The sequence below is a fragment of the Deinococcus pimensis DSM 21231 genome, assembly GCF_000519345.1.
GTDB lineage: Bacteria > Deinococcota > Deinococci > Deinococcales > Deinococcaceae > Deinococcus_A > Deinococcus_A pimensis.
The window spans coordinates 6,600-33,033 of sequence record NZ_KI912672.1; the positions used below are offsets into that span (position 1 = coordinate 6,600).

Consider the following 26,434-nt stretch of genomic DNA (forward strand, 5'->3'; position numbering starts at 1 on the left):
ACCTGCTCGCCCGCATCGAGCAGCTGCTGGGCGAGGAGCGCCCATGAAGGCGCGGGGCCGGGAGGAACATCCTCCCGGCCCCGGCCCGTTCCCGCTCAGTCGTCGAGGTAGTCGCGCAGGCTGCGTGTGCGGCTCTCGAAGTACTTGAGCTTGCGCAACGCCTTCGTCTCGATCTGCCGGACCCGCTCGCGCGTGACGCGCAGGTACTGCCCGACCTCCTCGAGGGTGTGCTCGCGGCCGTCCACGAGGCCCTTGCGCAGCTTGATGACCATCCGTTCGCGCTCGTCGAGCCGGGCGAGGGCCTGCTCCAGCGCCTCGGAGAGCATCACGCGGTCCGAATTGTCGGCGGGCGAGTCGAGACTGTCGTCCGGAATGAAGTCCCCGTAGGACGAGTCGCCCTCGGCGCCGATGGGCGTCTCCAGCGAGATCGGCTCGACGGTGAGCTTCTGGACCTCCTCGACCTTCGCGGCGTCCCAGCCGGGTCCCATCGCGGCGGCGATCTCCTCGAAGGTGGGGTCGCGCGAGAGTTCCTGCGCGAGCTGCCGCGTGGTGCGCGAGAGCTTGTTCATCGTCTCGACCATGTGCACGGGAATGCGGATGGTGCGCGCCTGGTCGCTGATGGCGCGGCTGATCGCCTGCCGTACCCACCACGTGGCGTACGTGGAGAACTTGAAGCCGCGGCGGTACTCGAACTTCTCGGCGGCGCGGATCAGGCCGCCGTTGCCCTCCTGAATGAGGTCGAGGAAGTTCATGCCGCGGTTGTTGTACTTCTTGGCGATGCTCACGACCAGACGCAGGTTCGCCTCGATGAGGGCCTGCTTGGCGGCGGCGCCGTCCTCCATCTGGCGACGCAGTCCCCGGCGGGCGCGGTCGTCGAGGTCGAGGTCGGACTCCAGCTTCGCGCGGGCCGCCTCGCCCTCCTCGATGCGGCGCGCGAGGTTGATCTCCTCGGTCGGCGTGAGCAGGGGCACGCGGCCGATCTCGTGCAGGTACTGCCGCACGGGGTCGGTGCTGGTCGCGCGAACGGCGTCCTCGACGGTCTCCTCGTCCTCCTCGGCGGGCGTCTCCTCGTCGGCGAGTTCCTCCTCGTCGATGTCCTCCGGGAGGTCCTCCTCGGCTTCGAGCAGGGCCTCGTCGGGTTCGGCGATCTCCGTCGGGGGGCGGGTGTCCGCGTCGTCGGGGACGACGGGTGGGGCGGTGGGGGCAGGGTCGGCGGCTTTGGGGGAGGTGCGCCGGGTGGTCGTCCCGGTTCGTCTCTTGCGGGGTTCACTCATCGTGGCTCCGAAGGGCAGGGTGCGGACGCTCGATCACGGTCGCCCTCATGGCATGACAGCATGCCACAGGCCGGCGTGCGGGCGCACGCACATGAAGCTTGAAGCAAGTGGCACCCGCCCATTCTGCCACGCCACGCGGCGTCGGTCACGTTTCCGCGTACGTGCGCGGAGCGTCAGTCCTCGCGGTCCTCCGTGCCCTTCTGCCGCAGTGGACTGTTGAGGCGTGTCTTGTCTGTCTTGTCGACGGCCGTCTCCTCTGGAAGGGCGTCGCCGAGATCGTTCATGATCCGGTCGGCCTCACGCGACACGTCGGGTGTCCAGCGCCCGTGCTCGGTGCGGTCGTCGTGGTTCTCGTGGGCGTTCTTGTCGCTCATGCGCGCCACTGTAGACGCGCCCACGGCGGGGTTGGTGCGAGAACGCTCAACCCGCGCCGTGCGGACGCTCCATCGCCGAGACGCCGAGCGCGTCGAGCGTCATGGTGACCATCATCGCGCGGCTCGCCCCGATCCAGGCGGTCGTCTCCGCGACGACCCGCCCACGCGTGTTCACCGCCTGGAAGCGGAGCGACCCGCAGGGCGCGTGGTCCCAGCGGAAGCGTACGCCGAGCGCCACGAGGGTGTCGATCTTCGCGAGGTCGTGCGCGCCGACGAGGTTGCCGAGCCACTCCCGGTTGAGCTCATCGAGTTCGTCGACCATGCCTCATGATACCCTCACGAGACGGTCGATTCATGCGAACAGCCGCTCCGGAAGATGAGAAAAGGTCGTGTGAAGGTCAGCGCAGCAACGATCCACCCACGAACTCTCCCATGCCCTCCGCCGTGATCGGCTGATCCCCCCAGGTGCCCGCCCCACGCACCGGCCCCTCCCAGTACGCCACGACGGTGGCGGGCGACAGGAGCTCCTGCTCGCGCCTCACGGCGTCCACCTTCAGGGTGAAGCCGTCCGCCACGAGGTCCCAGCCGAGGGTGTACTCCCGTCCGGTCGGGGAGCGCCACGTCTCGCGCGGCACCGCCCGCAGGTCACGCACCTCCCGCGCGACGCCCTGCGGGTCCACCCAGGACCCGGCGAGCTGAACGACCTTCCCCGACGCGTCCTTCACCCGGTACACCATCAGGTCCACGCCGTTCGAGAGGTGCAGCCCGAACCAGTCCCACAGCGCCTGCTGCCCGGGAATCTGGTCGCCCCACTGGTGGTCCATCCAGGCGAGCCCGCGGACCTCACGCCCGTTCAGGGTGCCGCGCAGATCGAGCCGTGTGACGCTCTGGTAGTACATGCGGCCCACCTCCGCCGTGCCCGAGTAGCCCGGCGGGTGCACCACAGAGTTCTTCAGGGGCGTCAGGGAGAGCTTCACGGGCCCGGCGTCGAGCGCGTAACGGCCGCCGTCCTCTCGCAGCTGCCAGTCTCCCTGCCGCACCAGCAGGGGCGGAAAGCGGAATTCGGTGCCGCCGCTGTTCTGCTCCTGGAAGACGAGCTTCCCGGTCTCCAGGTCCGTCACGGCCACGTGCGACACGAAGTAGGGCACACCCCGGTAGACGGTCTTGAACTGCGCCCAGTGGAAGGCCGCGCGGCTCTCCGGGAGATAGCCCGACACGTACCACCACTCCAGCTGCGAATTCTTCGGTCCGAGCGCGGCGGGGTCGAGGCGGGCGTCCGGGTCGAAGGGCTGCGTGGCGGGCGCGCAGGCGGCCAGCACACCCGTCAGGACGAGCGTCGCGAGGAGGGTACGCATGCCCCACCGTAGCCGGGACCCCCGCGTCAAGATTGCGCGCCCACGCGAAATGCGGGGAGGGTGAAGACCTCCTAAAAGAGCGGGAAGGTGACGCGCTCGCCCGAGCGGGCCGAGCGGTAGATGCCCTCGAAGAGCTCGACGGTGCGGCGGCCCTCCTCGCCCGGCACGAGCGGCTCGCGGTCCTGCAGCACGGCGCGTGCGAAATCGTCGACCTGCAGGCGGTGGTAGTGCGTCATCACGTCGATGCGGGCGGCGCGCTCGCGGTCCTCGGCCTGCCACGGGGCGAGGCGGCCCTCCTCGCCGGGGAGGGTCCACAGGTCGTTGACGGGCGGCTCGACCGCCGTGGTGACGCCCGCGACGAAACTCGACCCGCCGTCCGTCTGGACGCCCACGGACCCGCCGTTTGAGCCGTGCACGTGCACGCGGCCCCACAGCCCCGGGTTCTGCGAGTTGCTCACGACGACGCTGCCGAGGGCGCCACTGCGGAAGCGCAGGGTAGCCACGGCGGTGTCCTCCACCTCGATGCCGGGGTGGTTGAGGTTCGCCCAGTCCCCCCCGACCCACTCGACGGGTCCCATGAACCACTGGAGCAGGTCGAGCTGATGCACCGCCTGGTTCACGAGGACGCCGCCGCCCTCGCCGTCCCAGGTGCCGCGCCAAGCGTCCATGGCGTAGTATTCCGGGCCGCGCCAGCCGAGCAGGCTGAGCGTCGCGAGGACGGGTGTGCCCAGGCGGCCCTCCAGGATCGCGAGCTTGACGCGCTGCACGGGCTCGTAGAGGCGGCGCTGACTGACCACACCGAGCCGCACGCCCGCCTCGCGCGCCGCCGCGATCATGCGGTCGCAGTCGGCGACGGTGAGCGCGAGAGGCTTCTCGACGAGCACGTGACGGCCCGCGCGGGCCGCCGTGACGGCCTCGTCGGCGTGACGCGGGTGCGGGGTGCACAGGATGACGGCCGCGACGTCGGGATCGTTCACGGCGTCCTCCAGGGACGTGGTGGCCCGCGCGCCGTACACCCGCGCGAAGTTCGCGGTGCGGCCCTCGTCACGGCCGCAGACCACCGCGAGCCGCGCGACGGGCGACGCCGCCAGGGCCGCCGCGTGCGTGTGCGCGACCTTGCCGGGTCCCACGACGGCGAAGCCGATCAAGGTTCGAGCACCACCTTCACCGCGTCGAGCGAGCCGTCCGCCAGGGCCGTGACGAGCCGGGGGCCCTCAGGGAGGGGCGCCACCTCCTCCACGAGGGGCGCGACGTCGATCCGCCCCGAGGCGAGGAGGTCCACGGCGCGCGCGAACTCGGACGTGAATGCGTACGCGCCGCGCACGACGAGCTCGCGTGTCACGACGTCCTGCATGGGCACCTGCACCTCGGGGGCGGAATTGCCGATCCAGGTGACCTGCCCGCCCGTGCGGACGCAGGCGAAGGCGGTCCCCACGGTGGCGCTCACGCCCACCGCCTCGAGCACCACGTCCGCGCCGAGTCCGCCCGTGAGCTCACGGACGGTGGACGCGGCGTCCTGCTCGCGTCCGTTCACCGTGGCGTCCGCGCCGAGATCCCGCGCGAGCGCGAGCCTGCGCTCGCTGAGGTCCGTCACGACGACCCGCCCGGCGCCGCGCGACCTCAGGGCGAGCAGGGTCAGCAGCCCGATGGGGCCCGCCCCCACGACGACGGCCGTGTCACCCACGTCGAGCGGCGTGAGGTTCGCGGCGTGCAGGGCGACGGCGAGGGGCTCGACCATCGCGCCCTGATGCCAGGAGACGCTTCCGGGCAGCAGGACGACGTTCTCCTGCGGCACGCGGACGAACTCCGCGAAGGCGCCGTCCACGGACCAGCCGATCCCGAGGCGGTTCAGACACAGATTGCGCCGTCCTGCCCGGCAGGGCGCGCAGTGCCCGCAGGACACGATGGGATTGACGACCACGCGCGCGCCCACCTCGAGCGTCGTGACGTCCGCGCCCAGGGCCGCGACGGTACCGCAGAACTCGTGACCCATCACCACGCCGGGGCGCCGCCGCCCCGTGGAGCCTGTGAAACCGTGCACGTCCGAGCCGCACACACCGACCGCGGCGACGCGGACGAGCACGTCGCCGGGCCCGAGCTCGGGAGTGGGCAGCTCGCGAAGGGGCATCTGCCAGGGGCCTTCGAACACCAGTGCCTGCATTCGGTCCTCCGGGAACGACGAGGGGACGCCCGTGGACCGGGCGGGACGAGCTGAGATGTACATGCAGCGTACCGCGCGCACGCCGGAAAACGCGAGCCTCACGGCCTGCCGGTTCGAGACCCGCGTCAGGTCGCAACGTTGCGACCTGATCGGCCGACGTCCGGGTCGCAACGTTGCGACCCGGCGGGATCAGGTCCGTGCCAGCCAGATCACGTGCCGCGAACCGCGTCCCTGCCTGGCCCTCGTGTCCACCGCGCGTACGTCGAACCCCACGGACCGCAGACGAGACGTGAATGCCGGTGACGGATGAGCCGACCATACGGCCAGCACCCCGCCCGGACGCAACGCCCGCCGGGCCGCCGCGAGCCCCGCGCGGCTGTACAGGCGGTCGTTGTCCCGATGCGTGAGGCCCTCCGGGCCGTTGTCCACGTCCAGCAGGACCGCGTCGAAGGCCCCGGCACTTCCCGCGATCACGTCCGCGACGTCCGCGACGCGCACGACCGCGCGCGGATCGCGGACGGGCCAGCCCGCGCACTCGCCCAGCGCGCCCTCGTTCCAATCCACCACGGCGGGCACGAGCTCCGCGACCGTGACGGACGCCCCGGGCGGCAGGACCCGCAGTGCCGCCGCGAGGGTGAAGCCCATGCCGAGCCCGCCGACCAGGACGCGCGGGCTCGGCGCGTGCAGTTCCGCCACGGCGAGCTCCGCGAGCGCGTCCTCCGAGGAGTGCACGCGGCTGTTCATCAGCTCGCCGCGTCCACTGAGGCTGATGGAGAACTCGGCGCCGCGCCGCGCGAGCCGCAGTTCGCCCTCGCCTCCGGGAATGGGGGCCGTGCCGAGGACCGTCCAGGGAATCATGTCGTTTCGCCTCCGGTGTGGAAGCCTAGCACGCCCCTCACAGGGGCGCGAAGGGCGAACTCTGCGGCGCGCCGAAGAGGCGGCGGTGGTACTCGCCCGCCCCCGCGTCCGTCATGTCGGAGATGAAGTCGCACACGACGCGCGCCCGCGCGCCCTCCGAGGAACAGGCGGCGAGCACGTCGCGCGTCTCCTTGGGAAGCACGGCGGCGCGGATGTCGTCGAGGTCGCCGTTCGCCGTGTCGAGCAGCAGCTCGAAGAGCTCCGTGACCGTCCCGACCGCCTGCCGCGCGGAGACGCCCGTGCGCTGATCGCGCAGGATCAGCTCCTGCGTGACGGCCTTGAGGACCGCGCACTCGGTGCGCATCTCACCCGGGACCACCAGCCGGAAGTCGAAGCAGGTGCGCGGCTCGTCGGTCACCTCCACGCTCGTGGCGGTCACGAAGCGGTGCACGTAGGAGCCCTCCATCTCGCGGACACGCGGCGCGGACGGCGTGATGCTCAGACCGTCGTCGAGCCGGGCGTGCAGAGAACGCAGCACCGACGCCACGAAGTCCCGCTCGATGCCGGGCAGCGCCCGCTGCGCGCGCAGCGTGACGCGCTCGGTCGCCTCGACCGTCACGAGCGCGTGATGCGACAGCAGCCCGCTGCGGATGCCGTCCTCCAGGTCGTGCAGGCTGTAGGCGACGTCGTCGGCCCAGTCCATGATCTGACAGATGACGCTGCGCGGCAGCTCGCCGTTCTCGCCGCGCGCCACGCCCTCGTAGAGCCAGCCGCCGTCGTGGCGGGCGTCGTCCTCGTACATGGCGGGGACGCCGCCGCGCCCGCCGGGGTACTTCAGGACGCCGAGCAGCGTGGCGCGCGTGACGTTCACGCCCGGATGCCGCGTGGTGAGCGGTTCGAGCCGCGACAGGATCCGGAAGGTCTGCGCGTTGCCCTCGAAGCCGCCGTAGGGCCGCATGCAGTGGTTGAGCGCCTCCTCGCCGTTGTGTCCGAAGGGCGGGTGCCCGAGGTCATGCGCGAGCGCGGCGGCCTCCGCGAGACTGCCGGGAAGGCCGTGGTTCGTGGCGATGGCCCGCGCGATCTGCGCGACCTCCATCGCGTGCGTCACGCGGGTCCGCAGGTACCCGGACCAGCCCGCCGCGAAGATCTGGCTCTTGCCCTGCAGACGGCGGAAGGCGCTGCTATGGATGACGCGGGCACGGTCACGCTCGTAGGGGTCACGGCGGTCACCCTCGGCGCCCGTGGCCTCGGTGGGGTAGCGACGCTGGGTGTCGTGCGCGTTGAACCAGTCGTAGACGGCGTCGGCGGCGAGCATGCCCGAGGATAGCGCCGCCGGGCGCCCGACACGCGTCAGCTCGCGTTGACGATGAAGTGATGCCAGCCCGTCGCGCCCTCCGGCAGGGCGTCAGCGTCGCGCTCCACCTGCAGTTCCTCGCCGCTCCAGGCGCGCACGGCGACCTGGTAGCTCCCGGCGCTCGGCGTCCAGGGCAATTCCCAGCGGGTCCAGGCGTACTTCGACCTCGGCGGGGTGAGCCGCGCCGCCTGCCAGGTCCGTCCGCCGTCGGTGGTCACCTCGACCTTCGTGACGGGCTTCAGGCCGCCGAAGGCGATGCCGCGCACGCTGGTGGGCTTACCCGCCGGAACGACGGGGCTGACCTCGACGGGGAAGTCGATGCGGCTCGTGAGGACCACGTGCGCCGTGCGGCTCCAGTCGCGCTTCACCCAGTAGCCCGGCACGTCCTGGGCCGTGAGGCTGATCCGCGTGATCCACCTCGGCTGCTTCATGCCGTAACGGCCGGGGATGAGGACGCGCAGCGGGAAGCCGTGCTTCGGCGTGAGGGGCTCGCCGTTCATCTCATAGACGAGCAGCACGTCGTCCTCCAGCGCCTGCCCGAGCGGGAGGGACTCCTCGTAGTCGTCCGCGGCGCGCCACACGACGTAGCGGGCGCCGCCCTTCATTCCGGCGCGGCGCAGCACGTCCGCGAAGGGCACGCCCGTCCAGACGGCGTTGCCCATCAGGGGACCGCCGACGGGGTTGGAGATGCACGACAGGGTCAGCTCGACGGTACGCGCGGGCATGGCGCGCAGGTCCGCGAGGCTGAGGCTGAGTTCCTCGCGCACGAGGCCGTCCACCTTCAGGCGCCACTTCTCCCCGTCGAGCTTCGGATCGAAGGCCTCGAGGTTCTTCGAGACGTAGTAGAAGTCCTTCACGGGCGTCAGGCCGCCCGGGAGGGGCCCGCCGGGCGTGAGGGCCGCCGTCTCGGCCGCGGGCACGGCGGAGCGGAAGAGGTTCAGCAGGCCGCCGCCCACGACGAGGGCCGCGCCGCCGCCGATCGCGCCGAGCACGAGGCGGCGGTCACCGCGCGCTTCGAGGCCGCGCAGGGCGGGGGAGAGGAGCGTCGCGAGGATCAGGAAGGTCGCGCCGTACGCGGGGGCCGCCCACCCGACGAGCGGGGCGAGCGCGAGGGTGAGCAGGAGCGCCGCGAGCGCGCGCGGCACGAACCGTCCGAGCAGGGTGAGCCCGCCGAGCCACGCGAGCGTCACGCCGAGGAACGCGAAGGTCTTGCCGCCCTGTCCGAGCCCGAAGAGCTCGTGCAGCACCTGGAAGACACGCGGAACGCCGAGGAACTGGGTGAGGACGCCGTACAGCACGAGGGGCGGGTAGGGCGCCGCGAGGGCGCGCAGCGCGGCGTACCCGAGGACGCTCAGCAGGGCCGCCGTGAGCCAGGCACGCAGCCACGTCATGGAGGTGTTCATTCGTCTCCTTCAGGAATGGGGGCGGGCGCGGGGCGACCCCGCGCCCGCCCGCCCGTGACGCTTACTTCGCGGCCATCGAGCCCATGACGAGCTTGTCCTCGACCGCGACGAGGTCGAAGGCCTGCGCGCCCGTGCCGCCCACGAGGCCGACGGCGAAGATGCTGTAGCTCTTGCCGCCCGCGACGCTGATGCCGCTGAGGTTCTTCACGACGGGCGTGGTCATGCCGAAGGGCACGACGTTGAGGTTCACGCCCATGGGGTTGACGAGGAGGGTGCCCTTGTTGCCGTACGCGAGGCCCGTCTTGAGCAGGGGCGCGTTGTTCATGTCGACCGCGAGGGCCTGGACGCGCGGGCCGTTGGGGGAGAGGTGGTAGACGTTCACCTCGGCCTTGCCCTTGTCCATGTTGAGGCCCGTGGCGGTGAAGATCTTCGGGCGGATGTTCTTGAGGTAGCCGACGGCGGCGACGGTGTAGTACGTGCCCGCCTTGAGGTCCACGTCGGCCTCGATGACGACGGTGTTCTTGTCGCCCGCGGCGGTGACCATGACCTTGTGCTTGCCGGCGGGAACCTCGCCGTAGGGGGTGGCGGCCTTGAAGGCGGCGTTCGCGACGGTGCGGGTGCCGTCCACGTAGACGTCCACGGCGGGCGCGTCGGGGCTGGCGTGCACGACGCGCACGAAGGCCTGGTCGCTCATCTGGGCGGCGCTCGCAGCGCTGAAGAGGGCGGTGAGGGCGGTCACGGCGGCGGTGATCATCTTCTTGTTCATGGGGGTTCCTGCCTTTCACCCGGTTGTATGCGGGGTTCGCGAAGGTGGATGTTCGAGGACGAAGTATGAAGATGAGATGAACGCGCCATCGCCACCTCTATGAATTCGTGTACTCAATACACCGGCAAACGGAAGCGCTTCACCGCTCTGGATCGCGATTCTTGAATGCGCCTTGACCTTATTTGTGTATTCTCATCTTCGGCGGCCTGCTAGGCTCGGTCGCATCCACACCCATTCACGAGGAGGAACACATGACATTGGTCTACTTTTTCGACGAGGGACGCGGAGACTGGAAGGCCCTCCTGGGCGGCAAGGGGGCCAACCTCGCGGAGATGACGCGGCTCGGCCTGCCCGTCCCGCCCGGCTTCACCATCACCACCGAGGCCTGCAACGCCTACCACGCCGCTCGGGCCATGCCCGCGGGCCTCTGGGACGAGGTGCGCGCCCAGCTCACCCGCCTCGAGCGCGAGGCGGGGCGCGGTTTCGGCCACCCCGATGATCCCCTGCTCGTCTCCGTCCGCTCGGGCGCGAAGTTCAGCATGCCCGGCATGATGGACACCATCCTCAACCTCGGCCTCACCGACGAGACCGTGATCGGCCTCGCGAGCGCTAGCGGTGACGAGCGCTTCGCCTGGGACGCCTACCGCCGCCTCGTGCAGATGTACGGCGACGTCGTCGCGGGCGTCGCCAAGCACGAGTTCGAGGAGGCCCTCGAGGACCTCAAGCACGCGCGTGGCGTCTCCAGCGACGCCGAGCTCGGCGCGCGGGACCTCATGGCCCTCACGGGCACCTTCAAGAACATCTACCGCGAGCGTGCCGGGCACGACTTCCCGCAGGACCCCTGGACGCAGCTGCAGGGCGCCGTCCGCGCCGTGTTCGACTCGTGGAACAACCGCCGCGCCGTCACGTACCGCCGTCTCAACGGCATCCCCGACGACCTCGGCACCGCCGTGAACGTCCAGGCGATGGTGTTCGGCAACCTCGGCGAGGACAGCGGCACCGGCGTCGGGTTCACCCGCGATCCCAACACGGGCGAGCCCGTGCCCTTCGGGGAGTTCCTGATGAACGCCCAGGGCGAGGACGTCGTCGCGGGCATCCGCACGCCCGAACCGCTCGACCGCCTCGCGCGGCTCATGCCGGACGTGCACCGCCAGCTCCTCGTCATGACGACGCTCCTCGAAAAGGAGATGCGCGACCTGCAGGACTTCGAGTTCACCGTGGAGCGCGGGCGGCTCTTCATGCTGCAGACCCGCGCGGGCAAACGCAGCGCCCGCGCGAGCGTGCGCGTCGCGGTGGACCTCGCGCAGGAGCGGCTCATCACGCCCGGCGAGGCCGTGTGCCGGGTGGACCCCGCCGTCCTCGACCAGCTGCTGCACCCCCGCCTCGACCCGGACCACGGCCAGCCCGTCCTCGCGCGCGGCCTTCCGGCCAGCCCGGGCGCCGCGACGGGCGTGGCGGTCTTCAGCAGCGACGAGGCCGCGCGGCGCGGCGAGCACGAGGCCGTCATCCTCGTGACGCCCGAGACCAGCCCGGAGGACATCCACGGGCTCGCCGCCGCCCGGGGCATCCTCACGGCGCGCGGCGGCATGACGAGCCACGCGGCCGTCGTGGCGCGCGGGATGGGCAAGCCCGCCGTGGTGGGCGCCGAGAGCCTGCGGATGGAGCGCGGCGCCGCGCGCCTCACCGTGGAAGGCGTGGAGGTCCGCGAGGGCGACCTGCTCACCATCGACGGCACCTCCGGCTGCGTCTACGCGGGCGCGGTCCGCACCCTGCCCGCCACGGTGGACGCCTGCCTCGACGAGCTCCTCGGCTGGACCGACAAGTTCAGGCGTGGCGGCGTGCGCGCCAACGCCGACACGCCCGAGGACGCCCGCCGCGCCCGCGAGTTCGGCGCGCAGGGCATCGGCCTCTGCCGCACGGAGCACATGTTCTTCGGCGAGGACCGCCTGCCGCACGTGCGCACCATGATCCTCACGCAGGACGCCGACGAGGAGCGCGGGGCGCTCGAACATCTGCTCGAAGCCCAGCGCAGCGACTTCCGCGACATCCTCCTCGCGATGGACGGCCTGCCCGTCACGATCCGCCTGCTCGACCCGCCCCTGCACGAGTTCCTGCCGAGCCTGGAGGTCCTCACGGCGCGCGTCGCGGCCGCCGAGGCGCGCGGCGACGAGGGTGACGAGGCCCAGGCCGACCGCGCCCTGCTCGCGCGCGTCAAGGCGATGCACGAGGTCAACCCCATGATGGGTCTGCGAGGCATCCGCCTCGGGCTCACGCGGCCCGCGATCACCCGGATGCAGGTGCGCGCCATCGCGGAGGCCACCGCGGAGCTCGAACGGGAGGGCCGCACACCCCGCCCGGAGATCATGATCCCGCTGGTGGGGACGGCGACGGAGCTGGCGCTCGCACGCGCGCAGGTGGAGGCCGTCCTCGACGAGGTCCGCGCGCTCGGCGGCGCGAAGCTCGACATCCCGATCGGCACGATGATCGAGGTGCCGCGCGCCTGCGTGGAGGCGGGCGAGATCGCGCGTCACGCGGACTTCTTCAGCTTCGGCACGAACGACCTGACGCAGCTCACCTTCGGTTACTCGCGGGACGACGCGCAGGGCAAGTTCATCCCGCACTACCTGCAGGCGGGCATCCTGAAGGACGATCCCTTCGCGACGCTCGACGTGGACGGCGTGGGCGCCCTCGTGCGGCTCGCGGTGGCGCAGGCGCGCAGCGTGAAGCCCGACCTGAAGTTCGGCGTGTGCGGCGAGCACGGCGGCGACCCGCGCAGCGTGCGCTTCTTCCACGAGGTGGGCCTCGACTACGTGTCGTGCAGCCCCTTCCGCGTGCCCGTCGCGCGCCTCGCGTCCGCCCAGGCGACCATCGGCGAGGTGACGCACAGCACGAAGTAGTGGGAAGGCGATCTGTGGACGGGGAGGAGTTCTTCCCCGTCCACCTTCTACGCCATCCTGCGGCTCTTGCGCCTCCCGCGCTTCTTGCGGCACAATAGCCTGAGGTGAGAGCGTGAGTACACCCAAACATGAACCCCTGCGCCTCCTCACGGTGCAGCAGGCGGCCAGACTGCTGCACGTCAGCGATGACACCGTGAGGCGTCAGATCCGGGAGGGCGCGCTGGAGGCGGTACGCGTCAGGACCACCCCGACGGGCCGCGCCCAGTATCGGATTCCGACCGCCGCCATCGACCGCATCCTCGGATCGGCAGCCCTTCAGATCCACGAGCCCGCCGATCCCTTCGAGCCCCTGCGCGCGGCCTTCGAACACCTCTCCGAGGAGCAACGGAGCGAGCTCATCGATCAGGCTGTGAGCTGGGCCAGAGCACAAGCGCCGCACGACGAGCAGGTCCGTCTGCCCGCCCTTTCGGAGGACGACCTTCGTGCCCGGTTCGCTGACGGCCGCCTCAATAGATTGAGCCGTGAGCGACGCCTCGACGAACAGGAAGAGACTTGAGGCCCGCGCGCCTCATCCCCGACGTCAACGTTCTCCTGAGCGGATTCACCAGCACCGTGGGTCCCGCCTTCGACTTCTACCAGGCGGCCCGCCGCTTCGACGTCCTGCTCGTCCTGTGCGAGCGCCATTTCACCGAACTCGCCGACGTCCTGTCCTACCCTGCCGTGCTGAACCTGGGCTCGGGCGTCATCACACCGTCGTTCGCCTTCCGCGCGGCGACGGAACTCCACCGCCTCGGGGAATACCACGAGCAGGTCCCCAAACTGGACTGGCCCTCCTGCCCCGATCCGAAGGACTGGTACATGCTGGACCTGCTCGTCGCCTCGCACTCTGACGGTATCGTCTCAAGGGACCGGCACCTTCTGAACCTCCGCGCCGAACTCGATCTACCTGTCTTCGAACCCAGGAAGTTGCTCCGGCTCGGCCTGTTCTGACATTCAACCGCGCGCCAGGCGGCGTTCCAGCAGGCGTTCGATCTCGGCGGCCGTCTCCTCCACGGCGCGGCCCGTGACGTCCAGCGCGGTGAAACGCCCCGCCCGGAAGACGTCCTCGGCGTAGTCGAGCTCCTCCTGTACCCGCTGCGGGTCCGCGTACTCCCCACCCGTGGAGCCCAGCTGACGCACGCGGTTCTGACGGATCTCCAGCAGGACCGACGCGTCGATGCGCAGACCGAACACCCGCTCGCGTGAGACACGCGCCAGCGTCGAGGGGACCGGCACCCCCAGCACGACCGGCACGTTCGCGACGCGGTAGCCGCGGTTGGCGAGGTAGATGCTCAGGGGCGTCTTGCTGGTGCGGCTCACGCCGACGAGGACGATCTCGGCGTCGCGCAGGTTGGCAGGCTCGCGGCCGTCGTCGTGCCGCACCGTCCACTCCATCGCCTCGACCCGCCGGAAGTACGCCTCGTCCAGACGACGCGGGCTGGGCGCGTCGAGGGGCGTCTCGCCCGACGCGGCCTCCACGACGGAGACGGCGGCGTGCAGCAGATCGAACTCCGGCACGCCCGCGCTCCCCGCGAGGTCACGCAGGCGGCCCGCCCAGTCCCGCCGGGCAAGCGTGTGGAAGACCGCGCCGCGTACGTCACGCGCGGCCTCCACGACCCGCGTGAGGACCTCCACGTCCCCGATCTCCGTGAAGCGGTGGAAGCGGGCGGCGGGCCGCAACCTCGGGAACTGCGCGAGCGCCGCGCGCGCGGCGGTCTCGGCGCTCAGGCCCGTCCCGTCGGAGACGATGAACACGTGGAAGTCGGGAGTCACGTCCGCAGCATACGGGGCGCGGGGCTATCATGACCCCGTGAGTCCCGCGCGCCGCCCGTCCGATCTCGCTGCCGCGCCCGCGCACGCCGACCTCGCCGCGCTTCCTCCGGAGGCGGCCTTCTCGGAGCTCGCGCGGCGCTACCACCGCCGTGAGCCCGTGGCGTTCCGCCGGGGTGGGCGAGCCGGGCGGGTGCACCTCGTGCGCGTCTCGGACGGGCAGCCCGTTTGCCGCGCGAAGCTCGCGCCGCCCGCACCGGGCGAGCTGTCCGCGACGGGTCCCCTGACCTGCCCGGGCTGCGCGCGGCTCGTGGCGAAGGCCGTGCACCGCACGTTCGGGCGCCGGGCACGGCGGGTCACGCCCGGGGGACCCGAGCGTTAATCCCTGCCCGCCGCCCAGAGGATTCCACCAAGCAGGTGCTTTCGGAACAAGGGGTCCGCGAAGGTGGACGCCTCGTGCCCGAGCGCGGTGTAGAAGCTCCGTCCGCCCTCGAACTCCTGGAACCACGCGACGGGATGGTCGCCCATGCGGGGCGCGCCGCCCGCCTCGAACGACGCCTCGTCGAGCTTCAGGAGGGGCCGGATCTGCGGGGAGACGCTCCGGAAGCTGTACCACTCCTCGGAACGGACCCAGGGATCGGGAAGGTCACGGGTCGCCGGGTGGTCCCGCAGCGTGACGTTCAGGCGTCCCTCGCGGACGTTCGGGTTCTGCGGGTGCCCATCGAAGTACGCGCCGACGAGACGCCCGTACCAGGGCCAGCCGTACTCCGTGTCGGTCGCGGAATGCACGCCGACGAACCCGCCACCGGCCCGGACGAAGCGTTCCAGCGCCCCGCGTCCGTTGGTATCGAGGACGTCCCCGGTGGTGTTGAGGAACATCACGACCTTGAAGCGTTTCAGCTTGTCGTCCGTGAAGTCGGCGGGGTTCTCGCTGCGGGTCACCGCGAACCCGTTTGCGGTCCCGAGCGCCCGCACGGCGTCCACGCCCGCGTCGATGGAGGCGTGCCGGAAGCCGGTCGTGCGGGTGTAGACCAGAACGTCGAACGGGGTGGCCTGCTCGGCGGGCGGGGCCGGGTCGGGCCGGGCCTCGTCCGTCGAGGCGGACGTGGCCGCGCAGCCCACCAGGAGGAGCGGCGCGAGCAGCAGGGTCAGGCGCGGGTATCGGCGGGTCGTCACGGGAGCCTCCTGTCGCACGGTCCGTGCGGCCATTGTGACCCCTGATCCTGTACGCCTCCTGGGGTGGGGCGCAGGGCACCTTCATCCTGGACGGACGTGGGAAGGGGAGCGCCACGTGGCGCTCCCCTTCCCAGCGGAAGCCGAGTGTTACTCGGTGGCGCCGATGGCGGCCTTGAGGGGGCTGGCGACCTTGAAGCGCACCTTCTTGCCCGCGGGGATGGTGATGCGCTCGCTGGTGCCGGGGCGGACGCCCTGACGCTCGGCGGTGGCGGTGACGCTGAAGGTGCCGAGGCCGGGCATGCCGACGGTCTGGCCGCTGCGCAGCGCCTCGACGAGGATGTCGCCGAGGGTGTCGAAGGCGTGGGCGGCGTCCTTCTTGCTGAGGCCGCTGCGGCTGGCGAGCAGGTCGACCATCTGGGTCTTGCCGAGCTTGCTGCTCTCCGCCTTGGCGGCGGGCTTGCTCTCGGCCTTCGCGGCGGGCTTGGCGGCGGTCTTCGCGGGGGTCTTCTTCGTGGCCATGGGTGTTCCTCCTGGGGAAAAGTGCGTGTTTCTCGACGCACTTCACATGTAGCACAGAAAAACAGCGTCTGGAAGGGCTCGGCGTCGAAGTGCGCCGAGAAGGCTCGCGCCAGGACGGTTTTTTCACCCTGGCGGCACCGTCACGCCTATCTCACAACGTTGTGTGGACGCGTGTTCATCCCGTCCGGACGCTCGTCCTCCTACACTCGTCGCAGTCTCGCGCTCCACGCCAGAACTTCCCGACGCAAAGGCGGTCGAATGTCGCTCCACCGTGCCCTGTCGCTCCTCACGCTCCCGCTCGTGCTGTTCTCGTGCGCTTCGAGCCCCGACACCTCCGGCGGCTCGTCGACCGAGGGCACGTCCGGCGGTGTTTCCTCCCTGGTCCTGCTGGACGCGACCTCACGCGCGGGACTCGGGCGTTCCCTCACGGACGGCGCGACGCTCGACCTGGCCGCCCTGCCTACCGTGAAGCTCGACGTGCGTGTCGACGTGGACGGCGGGACGCCCGCGAGCGTGCGGTTCGACCTCGACGGCGTCGTCCGGGAGGACGACCGGGCTCCCTTCACCCTCGCGCCCGACGTGCCCTTCGATACGCTCGGCTGGACACCCTCGGAGGGTACGCACACGCTCACCGTCACGCCGCTGTTCGTGCGCGGCGGGCAGCGTGTCGCGGGCACGTCCACGACCGTGCGGTTCGACGTGCGCGGCGCGGACGTCAGTCACCTCAAGTACGTGGCCGTCAAGGGCGCCGTGAAGGTGTACGACCTCGACCGGAACTACACGCTCGTGAGGACCATCGACGTGCCCGGACTCAACATGCCGCGCGGCATCGCCGCGAGCGCCGTCACGAACCGGCTCTACATCCCGCACTGGGGCGACCGGGACGATCCGAAGTACGCGGGTCAGCCGCGCTTCGGCTACGTCACGTGCCTGGACCTGCGCACGGGGCAGGTGCTGTGGAACCGCCGCTACACGCCGTCGATCGACAGCCTCGCCGTCACCCCCGACGGGCGCAAGCTCTACCTGCCCACGGGCGAGGAGACGGAAGCCGGATCGGACGGCTTCTGGTACGTCCTCGACGCCGCGACCGGCGACGAGCTCTCGACCATTCCCGTGCACGTCGGCGCGCACAACACCGTCATGGGCCCCGGCGGACGCCACGTGTACCTCGCGAGCCTCGCGTACGACGAGCTCAGCGTCGCGGACACCTCGACGGACCGTGTGGTGGGCCGGGTGGGGCCGTTCAGCGGCAACATCCGCCCGTTCACGGTCAATCACGCCGAGACGCTCGCGTTCGTGACGGTGGACCACAAGTCCGGCTTCGAGGTGGGCGACCTGCGTACCGGGAAGGTCCTGTACTCGGTGGACGTGCAGGGCTTCCCCTGGACGGACCCGACCACGCCGACGGATCGCACCACGCAGTCGCACGGGATCGCCCTCACGCCCGACGAGCGCGAACTCTGGGTGGCGGACCACTCGAACCGCATGGTGCACGTCTTCGACGTGAGCGGCCTGCCCGGACGCGCGCCCGTTCAGATCGCGGACATCGACGTTCGCGAACCCGACGGGAGCATCTCTCCGAAGTGGATCAACTTCAGCCGCGACGGACGGCTCGCGCACGTCTCCAGCGGCGCGATCATCGACACACGCACGCGCCGCCGGGTGAACACCGTGGACAACACCCGCTACTTCCTGCAGGTGGACACCGTACGGGGCGAGCCCGTTCGTGCGTACTCGCGCTACGGCGTGGGGTACGGCGACCCCGCCCGCTGAGTGTCTTCTCTACACCAAGGGCGGTATGGTGGGACGCGTCATGCCCCCAGTCTCGCCCTACTACGACGTCAAGCGCGACGAGGACGGCCAGCGCTACCTGGAAGTGAACCTCACGGGTTTCTCGCTGCTGCGCCTCCCGCTGATGAACAAGAGCACGGCCTTCACGCACGAGGAGCGCCGCCTGCTCGACCTCGAAGGTCTGCTGCCGCCGCACGTCAGCACCGTCGACGAGCAGATGGAGCGCCAGTACCGCCGCTACCGCCTGCAGCCCACCGACCTGGAGAAGCACGTGTTCCTGCGCAACCTGCAGGACCGCAACGAGGTGCTGTTCTTCGCGCTGCTGCGCCGCCACCTCGAGGAGATGCTGCCGATCCTGTACACCCCCACGGTCGGTGAGGCGGTGCGGGTGTTCTCGCACATCTACCGCTACCCGCGCGGGCTGTGCGTGAGCAGCGAGAGCATCGACCGGGTCGAGAAGAACCTCGCGAACGTCCCGCTGGAGGACGTCCGCATGATCGTCGCGACGGACTCCAGCGCGATCCTGGGCCTCGGCGATCAGGGTTTCGGCGGCATGGCGATCAGCATCGGGAAGCTCAGCATCTACACGGTGGCGGGCGGCGTGGGGCCGGACAAGACCCTCCCGGTGGAGCTCGACGTGGGCACGGACCGTCAGGACCTGCTCGAGGACCCGCTGTACCTCGGGGTGCGGCACCGCCGCATCACGGGCGAGGCGTACGACGACATCCTCGACCGCTTCGTGGAGGCGGTCGCGCACCGCTACCCGAAGGCGATCATCCAGTGGGAGGACTTCGGGCGCAACACGGCCTTCCGGGTCCTCGACCGTTACCGCAAGGTCATCCCGAGCTTCAACGACGACATCCAGGGCACGGGCGCGATGGCGCTCGCGGGTCTGCTGAACGCCTGCCGACTCAAGGGCGAGGCGCTCCGGGAGCAGACCTTCGTGGTGGTCGGCGCGGGCGCGGGCGGCATCGGCGTGGCCTGGGCGATCAAGCAGGGGCTGCTCGCCGAGGGCCTGACGGAGGCGGAGGCGCACGCGCGCCTGCTGGTCGTGGACCGTCAGGGGCTGCTGGTCCACGGGCAGAATCTGGAGCCTCACCAGGTGCCGTACGCGCAGACGCCCGAGCGGCTCGCGGGCTGGTCCTTCGCGGGCGAGGCGCCCACCCTGCTGGAGACCATCCAGAACTCCGGCGCGACGGCGCTCCTGGGGCTCAGCGGCGTCGGCGGGCTGTTCACGCAGCCGATCGTGCAGGCGGTGGCCCACAACGCCGGGCGGCCCATCGTGTTCCCGCTGTCGAACCCCACCAGCAACGTGGAGGCCCTCCCGGAGGACGTGCTGCGCTGGACGGACGGGCGGGCGGTCGTCGCGACGGGCAGTCCGTTCGCGGACGTGACGCTCGACGGTCGGACCTTCCCGGTCGGGCAGGGCAACAACGCGTTCATCTTCCCGGGCCTGGGGTTCGGCGCGATCCTGTCGAGGGCGCGGGAGATCACCGACGGCATGGTGCTGGAGGCCGCACGAACGCTCGCCGAGGTGACGGACCTCTCGGATGGCCGCGTGTACCCACGCGTCAGCGAGCTTCAGGAGGTGAGCCTGCGCGTCGCCACGCGGGTGGTTCTGCGCGCGGTGCGGGACGGCGTGGCGGCCGAGTACCGTCTGCGCTCGATGGACGAGACGGCCGTCGAGGCGTACGCGCGCGAGCGCTTCTGGACGCCCCGTTACCTGCCCTTCCGCAAGGCCACGCGCTGAACCCCTGCCCCGGCGCGCGGAGGCCGGGGCATACTGGGGATCATGCCGTTCAAGCTCGCGTGCGCGCTCGTCGCGCTGTGGACGTGTCTGCTGACGGGCGGGGCGGGCGCCGTCTCGCTCGTCTCCGTGGGGCAGTTCGGACTCCCGGTGGACGCCCAGCCTCTCCTGCTGGCCCGCGACGGTGGGTTCTCCGTCGTGGAGCGCCGCCCGGACGGAGTGCGGGTCACGTCGCTCGAACCTGGGGGAGGGGAGTCCGTGCCCCTGGAGGTGCCCGGGCGACTGCTGGCCGTCGGTGATCGTCGCCTGCTGCTCCTCGGCGGGGGCAGGTTGCGGATCGTCGGGGCCGTGACCGGCAGTGAGCTGGCGTCGTGGCCGTCGGACTGGTCGGCTGCGGAGGTCCGGGTCGTGACGTCCGCGGGGCGCTGGTTGCTTCGCCGCGGACGCGACGGCCTGCTGGTGGACCAGCGGAGTGCGCGGCGACGCCCCGTGCGCCTTCCGGACTGTCCGACGTGCCGCGCGCGCCTCCTGAACGACGGGCGCGGGGACGCGCTGATCGCCCTCGACGACGCGGGATCGGGAAGCGGGGCCGAGCGTCACTGGCTCGTACGTCCCGGTTCCGGAGCGTCGGTGAGGCTCGGCCGTTCGCCGTTGGCCGTCGTGGACAACCTCCTGTTCTCGTCCTCGACCTCGTCCGCTTCGGGTCTCGTCACGACGACCGTGGAAGCCGAGGAGACGTCGCGGTACCCGGCGCTCTTCCCACGTCGGCCTTCACGCCGTTGGGGCGTGCCGCCCGTCGTCCGGGTGTCGGCGACGGCCGGGTCGTCCGTCCTCGCGGAGGGCGTGCTCTGGGACGACGACGCGAAGTTCTACGTCTTCTCCGGTCAGCCGGGCCGGGCGATCTACAACGTGTCCGCCGGACGCTGGCAGGATCTGGCGACGGCGCCGCGGCTCTATCGCCTCGTGCAGGATCCGGCGCTGCTGGGTCGGGTGGCCCGTTCGTTCGCGGAGGGGAGGGGGTCGCCGCGTTTCCAGGAGACGTCGCGGGTGCTCGTGGAGGCGACGGACGACCGCCTGAACGTCTACGTCAGACCGTCGTACACGCTGGTCGCGAGCGTCGCGCTCCCTCACGCCCGGTCGTTCGAGGTCGCGGACGTTCCGGAGGGCCTGCTGCTGGCGTCGAGCCGGGAGGATGGGGTGACGAGGGTCGTGAACGGGCGGGTCACGTTGCTCCGACTGTCGTGGTGACCGGAGGACGGGGGCATGCTTGTGGAGGCGTTGTTTAGACAGGTGTGTGCGCGTCATACCTGCGGCGTTTTTCTGGCTGTCCAGACAGGTGTCCGCGCGTCATACCTGCGGAGTCTGCGCGTCATACCTGCGGAATTCGGCCAAATCCTGCGCGTCATACCTGCGGAGTTTGGAAATTTTCCTGCGCGTCATACCTGCGGAATTGGGTCCAATTCCGCAGGTATGACGCAACCCTCTCGGCGTCATACCTGCGGAGTTCCGCGCGTCATACCTGCGGAATATTTGGAGTGCATGTGCGTCATACCTGCGGAATACGGGCCGGATATGCGCGTCATACCTGCGGAGTTCTGCGCGTCATACCTGCGGAGTTTGTCCGAAAAACCTCGTCCTGGACGGCAATGTATGCCGCTTCTTGGTGGTGTTTTTCAATCAATTCTTTTCTTTTCAATTCTTGGTCTAAGACATATATTGTTCAACACCAGGGAGGGGCATGACGGACGCACTGGTACGCATCGACGATCTGAACCTCGCGAGGCTCAACCTCATCAGCGCACTCGACCAAGTCGACGGTCAACGGGACTGGGCGGTGACCTACGAGGTCGGTGAGCGGCTCGTCCGCGTCAGTTGCCTCGCCCTGCCCGAATTCGGCATCCCGCACGGCGTGGACAACGACGTCAACGTCGCCATCCTCGACTACTTCAACCAGCTCGGGCAGCCCACGGACGGGACCCTCGAAATCAGCGCGACCCAGCTCATGCGGCTGTGCGGGTTCCACCGAACGGGCCCGTACTACGCCATGCTCCGCGAGAGTCTCGATCGGCTTCACACGACGAACTTCATGGTGAGCGGCGGCTGGCGGGACCACCCCAATCGACGATGGACCACCGCGAAGTTTCACATCATCGAGTCGCTGAAGTACACCAACCGAACCGGCGGCATGTTCGACGAGCGGACCGTCATCCGTCTCAAACTCGCCGACGACATCGTCGCGTCCATCCGTGGCGGATACACCAAGCCCCTCAACCTCGAATTCATGCAGTCGCTCTCCCGGCCCCGCACCCGCATCCTGTTCCGGGTGCTCGACGCCATGCGCGTCCACCCCGAGCGGCCCGAGGAGATCGTCGACCATTTCGAGGTGGGACTGCTGGAGTGGGCCGACCAGTGCAAGATGAACAACCAGCGTCCCGACATGATCCGGCGCGCGCTTGAGGGTCCGCATCAGGAACTGATCCGCCGCGGCTACCTCACGAGCGTGACCTACGATGGCCGCGGACGTCAGCAACGCCTGCGCTACGAGTTCGCTCCGGACTTCATGCCCCTGAGCCCGGCCGTCCTCACGTTGCTCGGACGTCATGGTGTCGCGGACGGCGTCGCTCGGCAACTCGCCCGGACGTACGGCGCCTCCACCCTCATGCGCGCCGTGGAGCGATTCGAGACCCTCGTCGCGTCCGGGCAGCTCAAGGTCAAGAAGACCGCGGCCGCCGCGCTCGTGCATCTCATCAAGCACCCCGATCAGTACCCCGAGCTCGTCGGAGGATCGATGACCCCGCCCCGCCCGGCCGTCCGACAGGCCCCACAGCCCGAACCCACCGAGCCCGTCGAGGACCTGCTCGCGCGTGAACTCGCCGGTCTCAGCGAGGAACGACGCGCCGATCTCGTCGTGAAGCGGCTCGGCCTGTACTACAAGGGCAAGTTCAGCCCCATGGAACTCGACGTGCTTCGTCAGGCCGTCATGTCGGGACGACTCGATCCACATACTGTGCTCCAGGAGGCCCTGCGGCGCCTGGCCAGCCTGGAAGCGCAGACCTTCGTGGACACGCTCCGCGTCCACCTCGCCTCGCTGGAGGCCGAGGAATGACCGTGCGTCCTCACGAACGGCTCCGTGCGCTCGGCTGGAGCGAGCTGTTCGAACGACACTTCGAGGAGCTCGGCCGGCCCGACGTCGTTCCGGCGCGCGTCGCCGGGGTGCAACGGTCCACCTTCCGTGTCCTCACCGAGGACGGCCCGCGAACCGCCGTGCCGTCCGGACTCCTGCTGCACGAGGACCTGCCCCGCAGCGAGTACCCCGCCGTGGGGGACTTCGTCGCGGTTCGCCTCGCGGAGGACGACACGGCCGTGGTCACGGACGTCCTGCCGCGCCGAACGAGGTTCTCCCGCGCGGTGGGCGGCGCGGATGGACGCCGCCCCGCCGCGGTCACGGAGCAGGTCATCGCGACCAACATCGACTACGTCTTCGTCGTGACCGCCCTCGACCAGGATTTCAGCGTGCCCCGCATGGAGCGGTACGTCGCGGCGGTCCTGGCGAGCGGAGCGGAGCCCGTCCTGATCCTCAACAAGACCGATCTCGCCGAGAATCTCGCCCGGGCCGAGCGCGAGGTGCGGGCCGCGTTGCCCGACCTGCCGCTCCACACCCTCAGCGCCCGCGCCGACGAGGGCGTGGAGGTGTTGCGCCCCTATTTCCGCGAGGGCACGACCGTGGCGCTCATCGGGTCGTCGGGCGTGGGCAAGTCCACCCTGACGAACCGTCTGCTGGGTGCGGACGTCGCCGTGACGGGCGACGTCCGCACCGAGGACGGCAAGGGACGCCACACCACCACGACGCGCGAGCTCTACGTCCTGCCCGGCGGCGGCGTCCTCATCGACAATCCCGGCCTGCGCGAGATCGCCGTGTGGAGCGATCAGGTCGAGGATACCTTCGAGGACGTGCAGGAACTCGCGTCGCACTGCCGCTACCGGGGATGCACGCACACGAACGAGCCGGGCTGCGCCGTCCTCGCGGCCGTGGCGTCGGGTGGACTCGACGCGGGACGGCTGCAGACCTATCGCCAGCTCGAACGTGAGGCCGAGGCCTTCACCCGACGCGAGGGCCGCCCCCCGAGACGCCCCTCCACGGGCCCAGGAGGGCCAGGAAGGGCCCGGCGAAAGGGTTGAGGCTCAGGAACACGGGGGGCGGGTTCAGCGGGCCGTATAGGCCGCTTCAAACGCTTCGCGCAGGTGGCCGAGTCCCCGGGTGAGCTCCTCGTCGGTGGCGGTGAGCGGCACGAGCACCCGGATGACGTTCGAGAACATGCCGGCGCGCAGCAGCAGCAGACCCCGCGCGCGCGCCTCCTCCACGACCCGCGCCGTCCCCTCGGTGTCGGGCTCCAGCGAGCCCGTTCGGACCAGCTCCACCGCCGCCATCGGCCCGACGCCGCGCACCTCCGCCACACCCGGAAAGTCCCGCGCGAGCTCCCCGAGCGCCTCGTGCAGGCGTTCGCCCACCACGCGGGCGCGGCCCAGGACGTCCTCCTCGTCGAAGAGGTCGAGCACCGCGAGACCCGCCGCGCACGCCAGCGGATTGCCCGCGTACGTGCCACCCAGCCCGCCCGGCAGGGGCGCGTCCATCACGTCCGCGCGGCCCGTCACGCCGCTCAGGGGCAGACCGCCCCCGACGCTCTTCGCGAAGGTCAGCAGGTCCGGCCTCACGCCCGAACGCTCCACCGCCCAGAAGGTGCCCGTGCGGCCCACGCCGCTCTGGATCTCGTCGGCGATCAGCAGGATCCCGTTCGCGTCGCAGAGCTCCCGCAGACCCCGCAGGAACTCCACGGGAGCATCCAGGAAGCCGCCCTCGCCGAGGACGGGCTCCACGATGATCGCCGCCACGCGCGAGGCGTCCACGGACGTCCTGAAGAGCTCCCGCAGGCCGTCGAGCGCGCCCGCCGCGTCGAGCCCGCGCAGGGGGTACGGGAAGGGCGCGTGGTACACCTCCGGCGCGAACGGCCCGAAGTTCTGCGTGTAGTACGCCCGCTTGCCCGTCATCGTCATGCCCAGCAGCGTCCGTCCGTGGAAGGAGTGCGTGAACGACACGACCGCCGGGCGGTTCGTCGCGGCCCGCGCGATCTTCACGGCGTTCTCCGTGGCCTCCGCGCCCGTCGTGAGGAACACCGTCCGCGCGGGCCCCCCGCCCGGGAAGCGCGCGTTGAGCCGCTCGGCGAGCCGCAGGTACGGCTCGTACATCACCACCTGGAAGCAGGTGTGCGTGAACGCGTCGAGCTGCGCCCGCACCGCCGCCACCACCCGCGGGTGGTTGTGCCCGACGTTGAGCACCCCGATGCCCCCGACGAAGTCCACGTACTCGCGGCCCTCCACGTCCCAGATCGTCGCGCCGAGCGCGCGCGCCGCGACGACCGGATGCGCGTTCGACACGCCGCGCGCCACCGCCTCGGCGCGCAGGGCGAGGAGCTCGTCGGTCCTCGTGCGCGTGCCCGTCATGCGTGCCTCACCATCACGTGCCGGGCGACCGTGTAGTCCTCCAGCGCGTACACGCTGAGATCCTTGCCGTAGCCGCTCTGCTTGAGCCCGCCGTGCGGCATCTCCGACGCGAGCATGAAGTGCGTGTTCACCCAGGTGCAGCCGTACCGCAGGCGCGCCGCGAGCCGCATGCCGAGGCTCACGTCGCGTGTCCACACGCTGCTCGCGAGGCCGTACTCGGAGTCGTTCGCCCAGGCGAGCGCCTCGTCCGCGTCACGCACGCGCGTCACGCTCACGACGGGCCCGAACACCTCGCGCCGCACGATCTCGTCGTCCTGCCGCGCGCCCACCACGACCGTGGGCTCGTAGAAGAAGCCGCCGCCGGCACCCGCGCGGCCTCCCGCCGCGATCTCCACGTGCGGCAGGGCCCGCGCGCGCTCCACGAAGCTCGCCACGCGGCCCCGCTGACGCTCCGTGATGAGGGGGCCCATCTCCACGCCCTCGTCGTCCTGCGCGCCCACCCGGATGGACCGCGCGGCCTCCGCGAGCTTCTCCACGAGCTCGTCGTGCACGCGCGGCGCGGCGTACACGCGGCACGCAGCGGTGCAGTCCTGCCCGGCGTTGTAGAACCCGAACGAGCGCAGGCCGTCCACGACGGCGTCCACGTCCGCGTCGTCGAGGACGATCACGGGCGCCTTCCCGCCGAGCTCCAGGTGCGTGCGCTTCAGGCTCGCCGAGGCGGCCTCCAGCACCTTGCGGCCCGTCGCGACGTCCCCCGTGAGGCTCACCATCCGCACCTCCGGCCGCGAGATCAGGGCCGCCCCGACCGTCTCCCCGACGCCCGTCACGACGTTCACCACGCCCGCCGGGAAGATGTCCGCGACGAGCCGCGCGAGCCGCAGGGTGGACAGGGGCGTCTGCTCGCTCGGCTTGAGGACCACGGTGTTGCCCGCCGCGAGGGCGGGCGCGAGCTTCCACGCGGCCATCATCAGCGGGTAGTTCCACGGCGCGATGCTCGCCACCACCCCGACCGCGTCGCGGCGCACCATGCTCGTGAAGCCCTCCAGGTACTCCCCGGCGGCCGCGCCGTGCTGCGCGCGCACCGCGCCCGCGAAGAAGCGGAAGCAGTCCGACACCGCCGGAATCTCGTCGGCGAGCGCGAGGTGAAAGGGCTTGCCGCAGTTGTCCGCCTCCAGCCGCGCGAGCTCCTCGGCGTGAGCGTCCACGGCGTCCGCGAGGCGCAGCAGCATCAGGGCGCGGTCGCGCGGGACGACGCGGCTCCACGCGTCGAAGGCGGAGGCCGCCGCCCCCGCGGCGCGCGCCACCTGCTCCGCGCTGGCCTCCGGCAGGTCCACGATCGTCTCGCCCGTCGCGGGATTCAGGACCGGGTAGGCGGGGCCCTCGCCGGGCACGAAGTCGCCGCCGACGAGGAGGTGCTGGTCGTGAGGTCGGGTCAGGGTCGTCATGAAGTC

General features: G+C 70.8%; 24 protein-coding genes. 9 read left to right on the forward strand and 15 right to left on the reverse strand.

Annotated elements, in window-relative coordinates:
* Nucleotides 1-95 precede the first annotated feature (95 nt).
* From rpoD to DEIPI_RS0121855, 10 genes are all read right to left on the reverse strand, one after another.
* The gene (rpoD, locus tag DEIPI_RS33610) at nt 96-1,274 is read right to left on the reverse strand and encodes an RNA polymerase sigma factor RpoD (RefSeq protein ID WP_084474779.1); all 1,179 of its coding nucleotides are present in this window, start codon (nt 1,272-1,274) and stop codon (nt 96-98) included.
* Nucleotides 1,275-1,447: 173 nt separating this feature from the next.
* Nucleotides 1,448-1,648 carry a hypothetical protein gene (locus DEIPI_RS0121815; protein WP_027483164.1) on the reverse strand — a complete coding sequence of 67 codons (201 nt, stop codon included), beginning with the start codon at nt 1,646-1,648 and terminating at the stop codon, nt 1,448-1,450.
* A 46-nt stretch (nt 1,649-1,694) separates the two neighbouring features.
* Nucleotides 1,695-1,970, reverse strand: a complete 276-nt coding sequence (locus DEIPI_RS0121820; protein ID WP_027483165.1) for a hypothetical protein — start codon at nt 1,968-1,970, stop codon at nt 1,695-1,697.
* Nucleotides 1,971-2,046: 76 nt separating this feature from the next.
* On the reverse strand, nt 2,047-3,003 hold the full coding sequence (locus DEIPI_RS0121825; protein WP_027483166.1) for a lipocalin family protein: 957 nt from the start codon (nt 3,001-3,003) through the stop codon (nt 2,047-2,049).
* A gap of 71 nt (nt 3,004-3,074) precedes the next feature.
* Nucleotides 3,075-4,151 (reverse strand): Gfo/Idh/MocA family protein, encoded by a 1,077-nt coding sequence (locus tag DEIPI_RS0121830; protein ID WP_027483167.1) that lies wholly within the window; start codon nt 4,149-4,151, stop codon nt 3,075-3,077.
* Complete coding sequence (locus DEIPI_RS0121835; RefSeq protein ID WP_027483168.1) at nt 4,148-5,164, reverse strand: zinc-dependent alcohol dehydrogenase; 1,017 nt, start codon at nt 5,162-5,164, stop codon at nt 4,148-4,150. The genes DEIPI_RS0121830 and DEIPI_RS0121835 overlap by 4 nt, the downstream gene beginning before the upstream one ends.
* 189 nt (nt 5,165-5,353) lie before the next feature.
* The gene (locus DEIPI_RS0121840) at nt 5,354-6,022 is read right to left on the reverse strand and encodes a spermidine synthase family protein (RefSeq protein WP_027483169.1); all 669 of its coding nucleotides are present in this window, start codon (nt 6,020-6,022) and stop codon (nt 5,354-5,356) included.
* 37 nt (nt 6,023-6,059) lie between these two features.
* A complete protein-coding gene (gene dgt, locus DEIPI_RS33615) occupies nt 6,060-7,337 on the reverse strand; it encodes a dGTP triphosphohydrolase (protein WP_045234933.1) in 1,278 nt (425 codons plus the stop codon).
* A 35-nt stretch (nt 7,338-7,372) separates the two neighbouring features.
* On the reverse strand, nt 7,373-8,779 hold the full coding sequence (locus DEIPI_RS0121850) for a molybdopterin-dependent oxidoreductase (RefSeq protein ID WP_027483170.1): 1,407 nt from the start codon (nt 8,777-8,779) through the stop codon (nt 7,373-7,375).
* A gap of 61 nt (nt 8,780-8,840) precedes the next feature.
* Nucleotides 8,841-9,545 (reverse strand): DUF4397 domain-containing protein, encoded by a 705-nt coding sequence (locus DEIPI_RS0121855; protein ID WP_027483171.1) that lies wholly within the window; start codon nt 9,543-9,545, stop codon nt 8,841-8,843.
* Between the two features lie 251 nt (nt 9,546-9,796).
* Between DEIPI_RS0121855 and ppdK the strand changes: the two genes are divergently transcribed.
* The 3 genes from ppdK to DEIPI_RS0121870 all read left to right on the forward strand — a co-directional run bounded on the left by ppdK (nt 9,797) and on the right by DEIPI_RS0121870 (nt 13,432).
* Complete coding sequence (ppdK, locus tag DEIPI_RS0121860; RefSeq protein ID WP_027483172.1) at nt 9,797-12,442, forward strand: pyruvate, phosphate dikinase; 2,646 nt, start codon at nt 9,797-9,799, stop codon at nt 12,440-12,442.
* Nucleotides 12,443-12,554: 112 nt separating this feature from the next.
* A complete protein-coding gene (locus tag DEIPI_RS0121865; protein WP_027483173.1) occupies nt 12,555-12,998 on the forward strand; it encodes a helix-turn-helix domain-containing protein in 444 nt (147 codons plus the stop codon).
* Nucleotides 12,995-13,432, forward strand: coding sequence for a PIN domain-containing protein (locus tag DEIPI_RS0121870; RefSeq protein WP_027483174.1), 438 nt, complete (start codon nt 12,995-12,997; stop codon nt 13,430-13,432). Before DEIPI_RS0121865 ends, DEIPI_RS0121870 begins: the two co-directional genes overlap by 4 nt.
* A gap of 3 nt (nt 13,433-13,435) precedes the next feature.
* Here the strand turns inward: DEIPI_RS0121870 and DEIPI_RS0121875 are convergent, their stop codons facing one another.
* The gene (locus tag DEIPI_RS0121875) at nt 13,436-14,254 is read right to left on the reverse strand and encodes a pyruvate, water dikinase regulatory protein (protein WP_027483175.1); all 819 of its coding nucleotides are present in this window, start codon (nt 14,252-14,254) and stop codon (nt 13,436-13,438) included.
* Between the two features lie 37 nt (nt 14,255-14,291).
* Between DEIPI_RS0121875 and DEIPI_RS0121880 the strand changes: the two genes are divergently transcribed.
* A complete protein-coding gene (locus tag DEIPI_RS0121880; RefSeq protein ID WP_027483176.1) occupies nt 14,292-14,633 on the forward strand; it encodes a hypothetical protein in 342 nt (113 codons plus the stop codon).
* Here the strand turns inward: DEIPI_RS0121880 and DEIPI_RS33620 are convergent.
* Together DEIPI_RS33620 and DEIPI_RS0121890 are read right to left on the reverse strand one after the other, a co-directional pair.
* A complete protein-coding gene (locus DEIPI_RS33620; protein WP_211238340.1) occupies nt 14,630-15,427 on the reverse strand; it encodes a ThuA domain-containing protein in 798 nt (265 codons plus the stop codon). The genes DEIPI_RS0121880 and DEIPI_RS33620 overlap by 4 nt on opposite strands.
* Nucleotides 15,428-15,574: 147 nt before the next feature.
* Nucleotides 15,575-15,946 (reverse strand): HU family DNA-binding protein, encoded by a 372-nt coding sequence (locus tag DEIPI_RS0121890; RefSeq protein ID WP_027483177.1) that lies wholly within the window; start codon nt 15,944-15,946, stop codon nt 15,575-15,577.
* A 258-nt stretch (nt 15,947-16,204) separates the two neighbouring features.
* Between DEIPI_RS0121890 and DEIPI_RS35985 the strand changes: the two genes are divergently transcribed.
* The 5 genes from DEIPI_RS35985 to rsgA all read left to right on the forward strand — a co-directional run bounded on the left by DEIPI_RS35985 (nt 16,205) and on the right by rsgA (nt 23,663).
* Nucleotides 16,205-17,719, forward strand: coding sequence for a YncE family protein (locus tag DEIPI_RS35985; protein WP_052351919.1), 1,515 nt, complete (start codon nt 16,205-16,207; stop codon nt 17,717-17,719).
* A 40-nt stretch (nt 17,720-17,759) separates the two neighbouring features.
* Nucleotides 17,760-19,487 carry an NAD-dependent malic enzyme gene (locus DEIPI_RS0121900; RefSeq protein ID WP_027483178.1) on the forward strand — a complete coding sequence of 576 codons (1,728 nt, stop codon included), beginning with the start codon at nt 17,760-17,762 and terminating at the stop codon, nt 19,485-19,487.
* Nucleotides 19,488-19,529: 42 nt separating this feature from the next.
* Nucleotides 19,530-20,732 (forward strand): hypothetical protein, encoded by a 1,203-nt coding sequence (locus DEIPI_RS0121905; RefSeq protein ID WP_027483179.1) that lies wholly within the window; start codon nt 19,530-19,532, stop codon nt 20,730-20,732.
* A gap of 490 nt (nt 20,733-21,222) precedes the next feature.
* On the forward strand, nt 21,223-22,590 hold the full coding sequence (locus tag DEIPI_RS0121910; protein WP_027483180.1) for a replication initiator protein A: 1,368 nt from the start codon (nt 21,223-21,225) through the stop codon (nt 22,588-22,590).
* The gene (gene rsgA, locus DEIPI_RS33630) at nt 22,587-23,663 is read left to right on the forward strand and encodes a ribosome small subunit-dependent GTPase A (protein WP_045234934.1); all 1,077 of its coding nucleotides are present in this window, start codon (nt 22,587-22,589) and stop codon (nt 23,661-23,663) included. Before DEIPI_RS0121910 ends, rsgA begins: the two co-directional genes overlap by 4 nt.
* A gap of 24 nt (nt 23,664-23,687) precedes the next feature.
* Here the strand turns inward: rsgA and gabT are convergent, their stop codons facing one another.
* Together gabT and DEIPI_RS0121925 are read right to left on the reverse strand one after the other, a co-directional pair.
* Nucleotides 23,688-24,983, reverse strand: a complete 1,296-nt coding sequence (gene gabT, locus DEIPI_RS0121920) for a 4-aminobutyrate--2-oxoglutarate transaminase (RefSeq protein ID WP_027483181.1) — start codon at nt 24,981-24,983, stop codon at nt 23,688-23,690.
* Nucleotides 24,980-26,428: a gamma-aminobutyraldehyde dehydrogenase gene (locus DEIPI_RS0121925; RefSeq protein WP_045234935.1), complete on the reverse strand. Its 1,449-nt coding sequence runs from the start codon at nt 26,426-26,428 to the stop codon at nt 24,980-24,982. The genes gabT and DEIPI_RS0121925 overlap by 4 nt, the downstream gene beginning before the upstream one ends.
* Nucleotides 26,429-26,434 lie beyond the last annotated feature (6 nt).

Coding starts and splice junctions, on each gene's coding strand:
- DEIPI_RS35985 (WP_052351919.1), top strand. CDS start 16,205: ATGTCGCTCCACCGTGCCCTGTCGCTCCTCACGCTCCCGCTCGTGCTG.
- DEIPI_RS0121905 (WP_027483179.1), top strand. CDS start 19,530: ATGCCGTTCAAGCTCGCGTGCGCGCTCGTCGCGCTGTGGACGTGTCTG.
- DEIPI_RS0121840 (WP_027483169.1), bottom strand. CDS start 6,022: ATGATTCCCTGGACGGTCCTCGGCACGGCCCCCATTCCCGGAGGCGAG.
- DEIPI_RS0121900 (WP_027483178.1), top strand. CDS start 17,760: ATGCCCCCAGTCTCGCCCTACTACGACGTCAAGCGCGACGAGGACGGC.
- rpoD (WP_084474779.1), bottom strand. CDS start 1,274: ATGAGTGAACCCCGCAAGAGACGAACCGGGACGACCACCCGGCGCACC.
- gabT (WP_027483181.1), bottom strand. CDS start 24,983: ATGACGGGCACGCGCACGAGGACCGACGAGCTCCTCGCCCTGCGCGCC.
- DEIPI_RS0121855 (WP_027483171.1), bottom strand. CDS start 9,545: ATGAACAAGAAGATGATCACCGCCGCCGTGACCGCCCTCACCGCCCTC.
- DEIPI_RS0121910 (WP_027483180.1), top strand. CDS start 21,223: ATGACGGACGCACTGGTACGCATCGACGATCTGAACCTCGCGAGGCTC.
- rsgA (WP_045234934.1), top strand. CDS start 22,587: ATGACCGTGCGTCCTCACGAACGGCTCCGTGCGCTCGGCTGGAGCGAG.
- DEIPI_RS0121825 (WP_027483166.1), bottom strand. CDS start 3,003: ATGCGTACCCTCCTCGCGACGCTCGTCCTGACGGGTGTGCTGGCCGCC.
- DEIPI_RS0121890 (WP_027483177.1), bottom strand. CDS start 15,946: ATGGCCACGAAGAAGACCCCCGCGAAGACCGCCGCCAAGCCCGCCGCG.
- ppdK (WP_027483172.1), top strand. CDS start 9,797: ATGACATTGGTCTACTTTTTCGACGAGGGACGCGGAGACTGGAAGGCC.
- dgt (WP_045234933.1), bottom strand. CDS start 7,337: ATGCTCGCCGCCGACGCCGTCTACGACTGGTTCAACGCGCACGACACC.
- DEIPI_RS0121820 (WP_027483165.1), bottom strand. CDS start 1,970: ATGGTCGACGAACTCGATGAGCTCAACCGGGAGTGGCTCGGCAACCTC.
- DEIPI_RS0121850 (WP_027483170.1), bottom strand. CDS start 8,779: ATGAACACCTCCATGACGTGGCTGCGTGCCTGGCTCACGGCGGCCCTG.
- DEIPI_RS0121925 (WP_045234935.1), bottom strand. CDS start 26,428: ATGACGACCCTGACCCGACCTCACGACCAGCACCTCCTCGTCGGCGGC.
- DEIPI_RS0121835 (WP_027483168.1), bottom strand. CDS start 5,164: ATGCAGGCACTGGTGTTCGAAGGCCCCTGGCAGATGCCCCTTCGCGAG.
- DEIPI_RS0121815 (WP_027483164.1), bottom strand. CDS start 1,648: ATGAGCGACAAGAACGCCCACGAGAACCACGACGACCGCACCGAGCAC.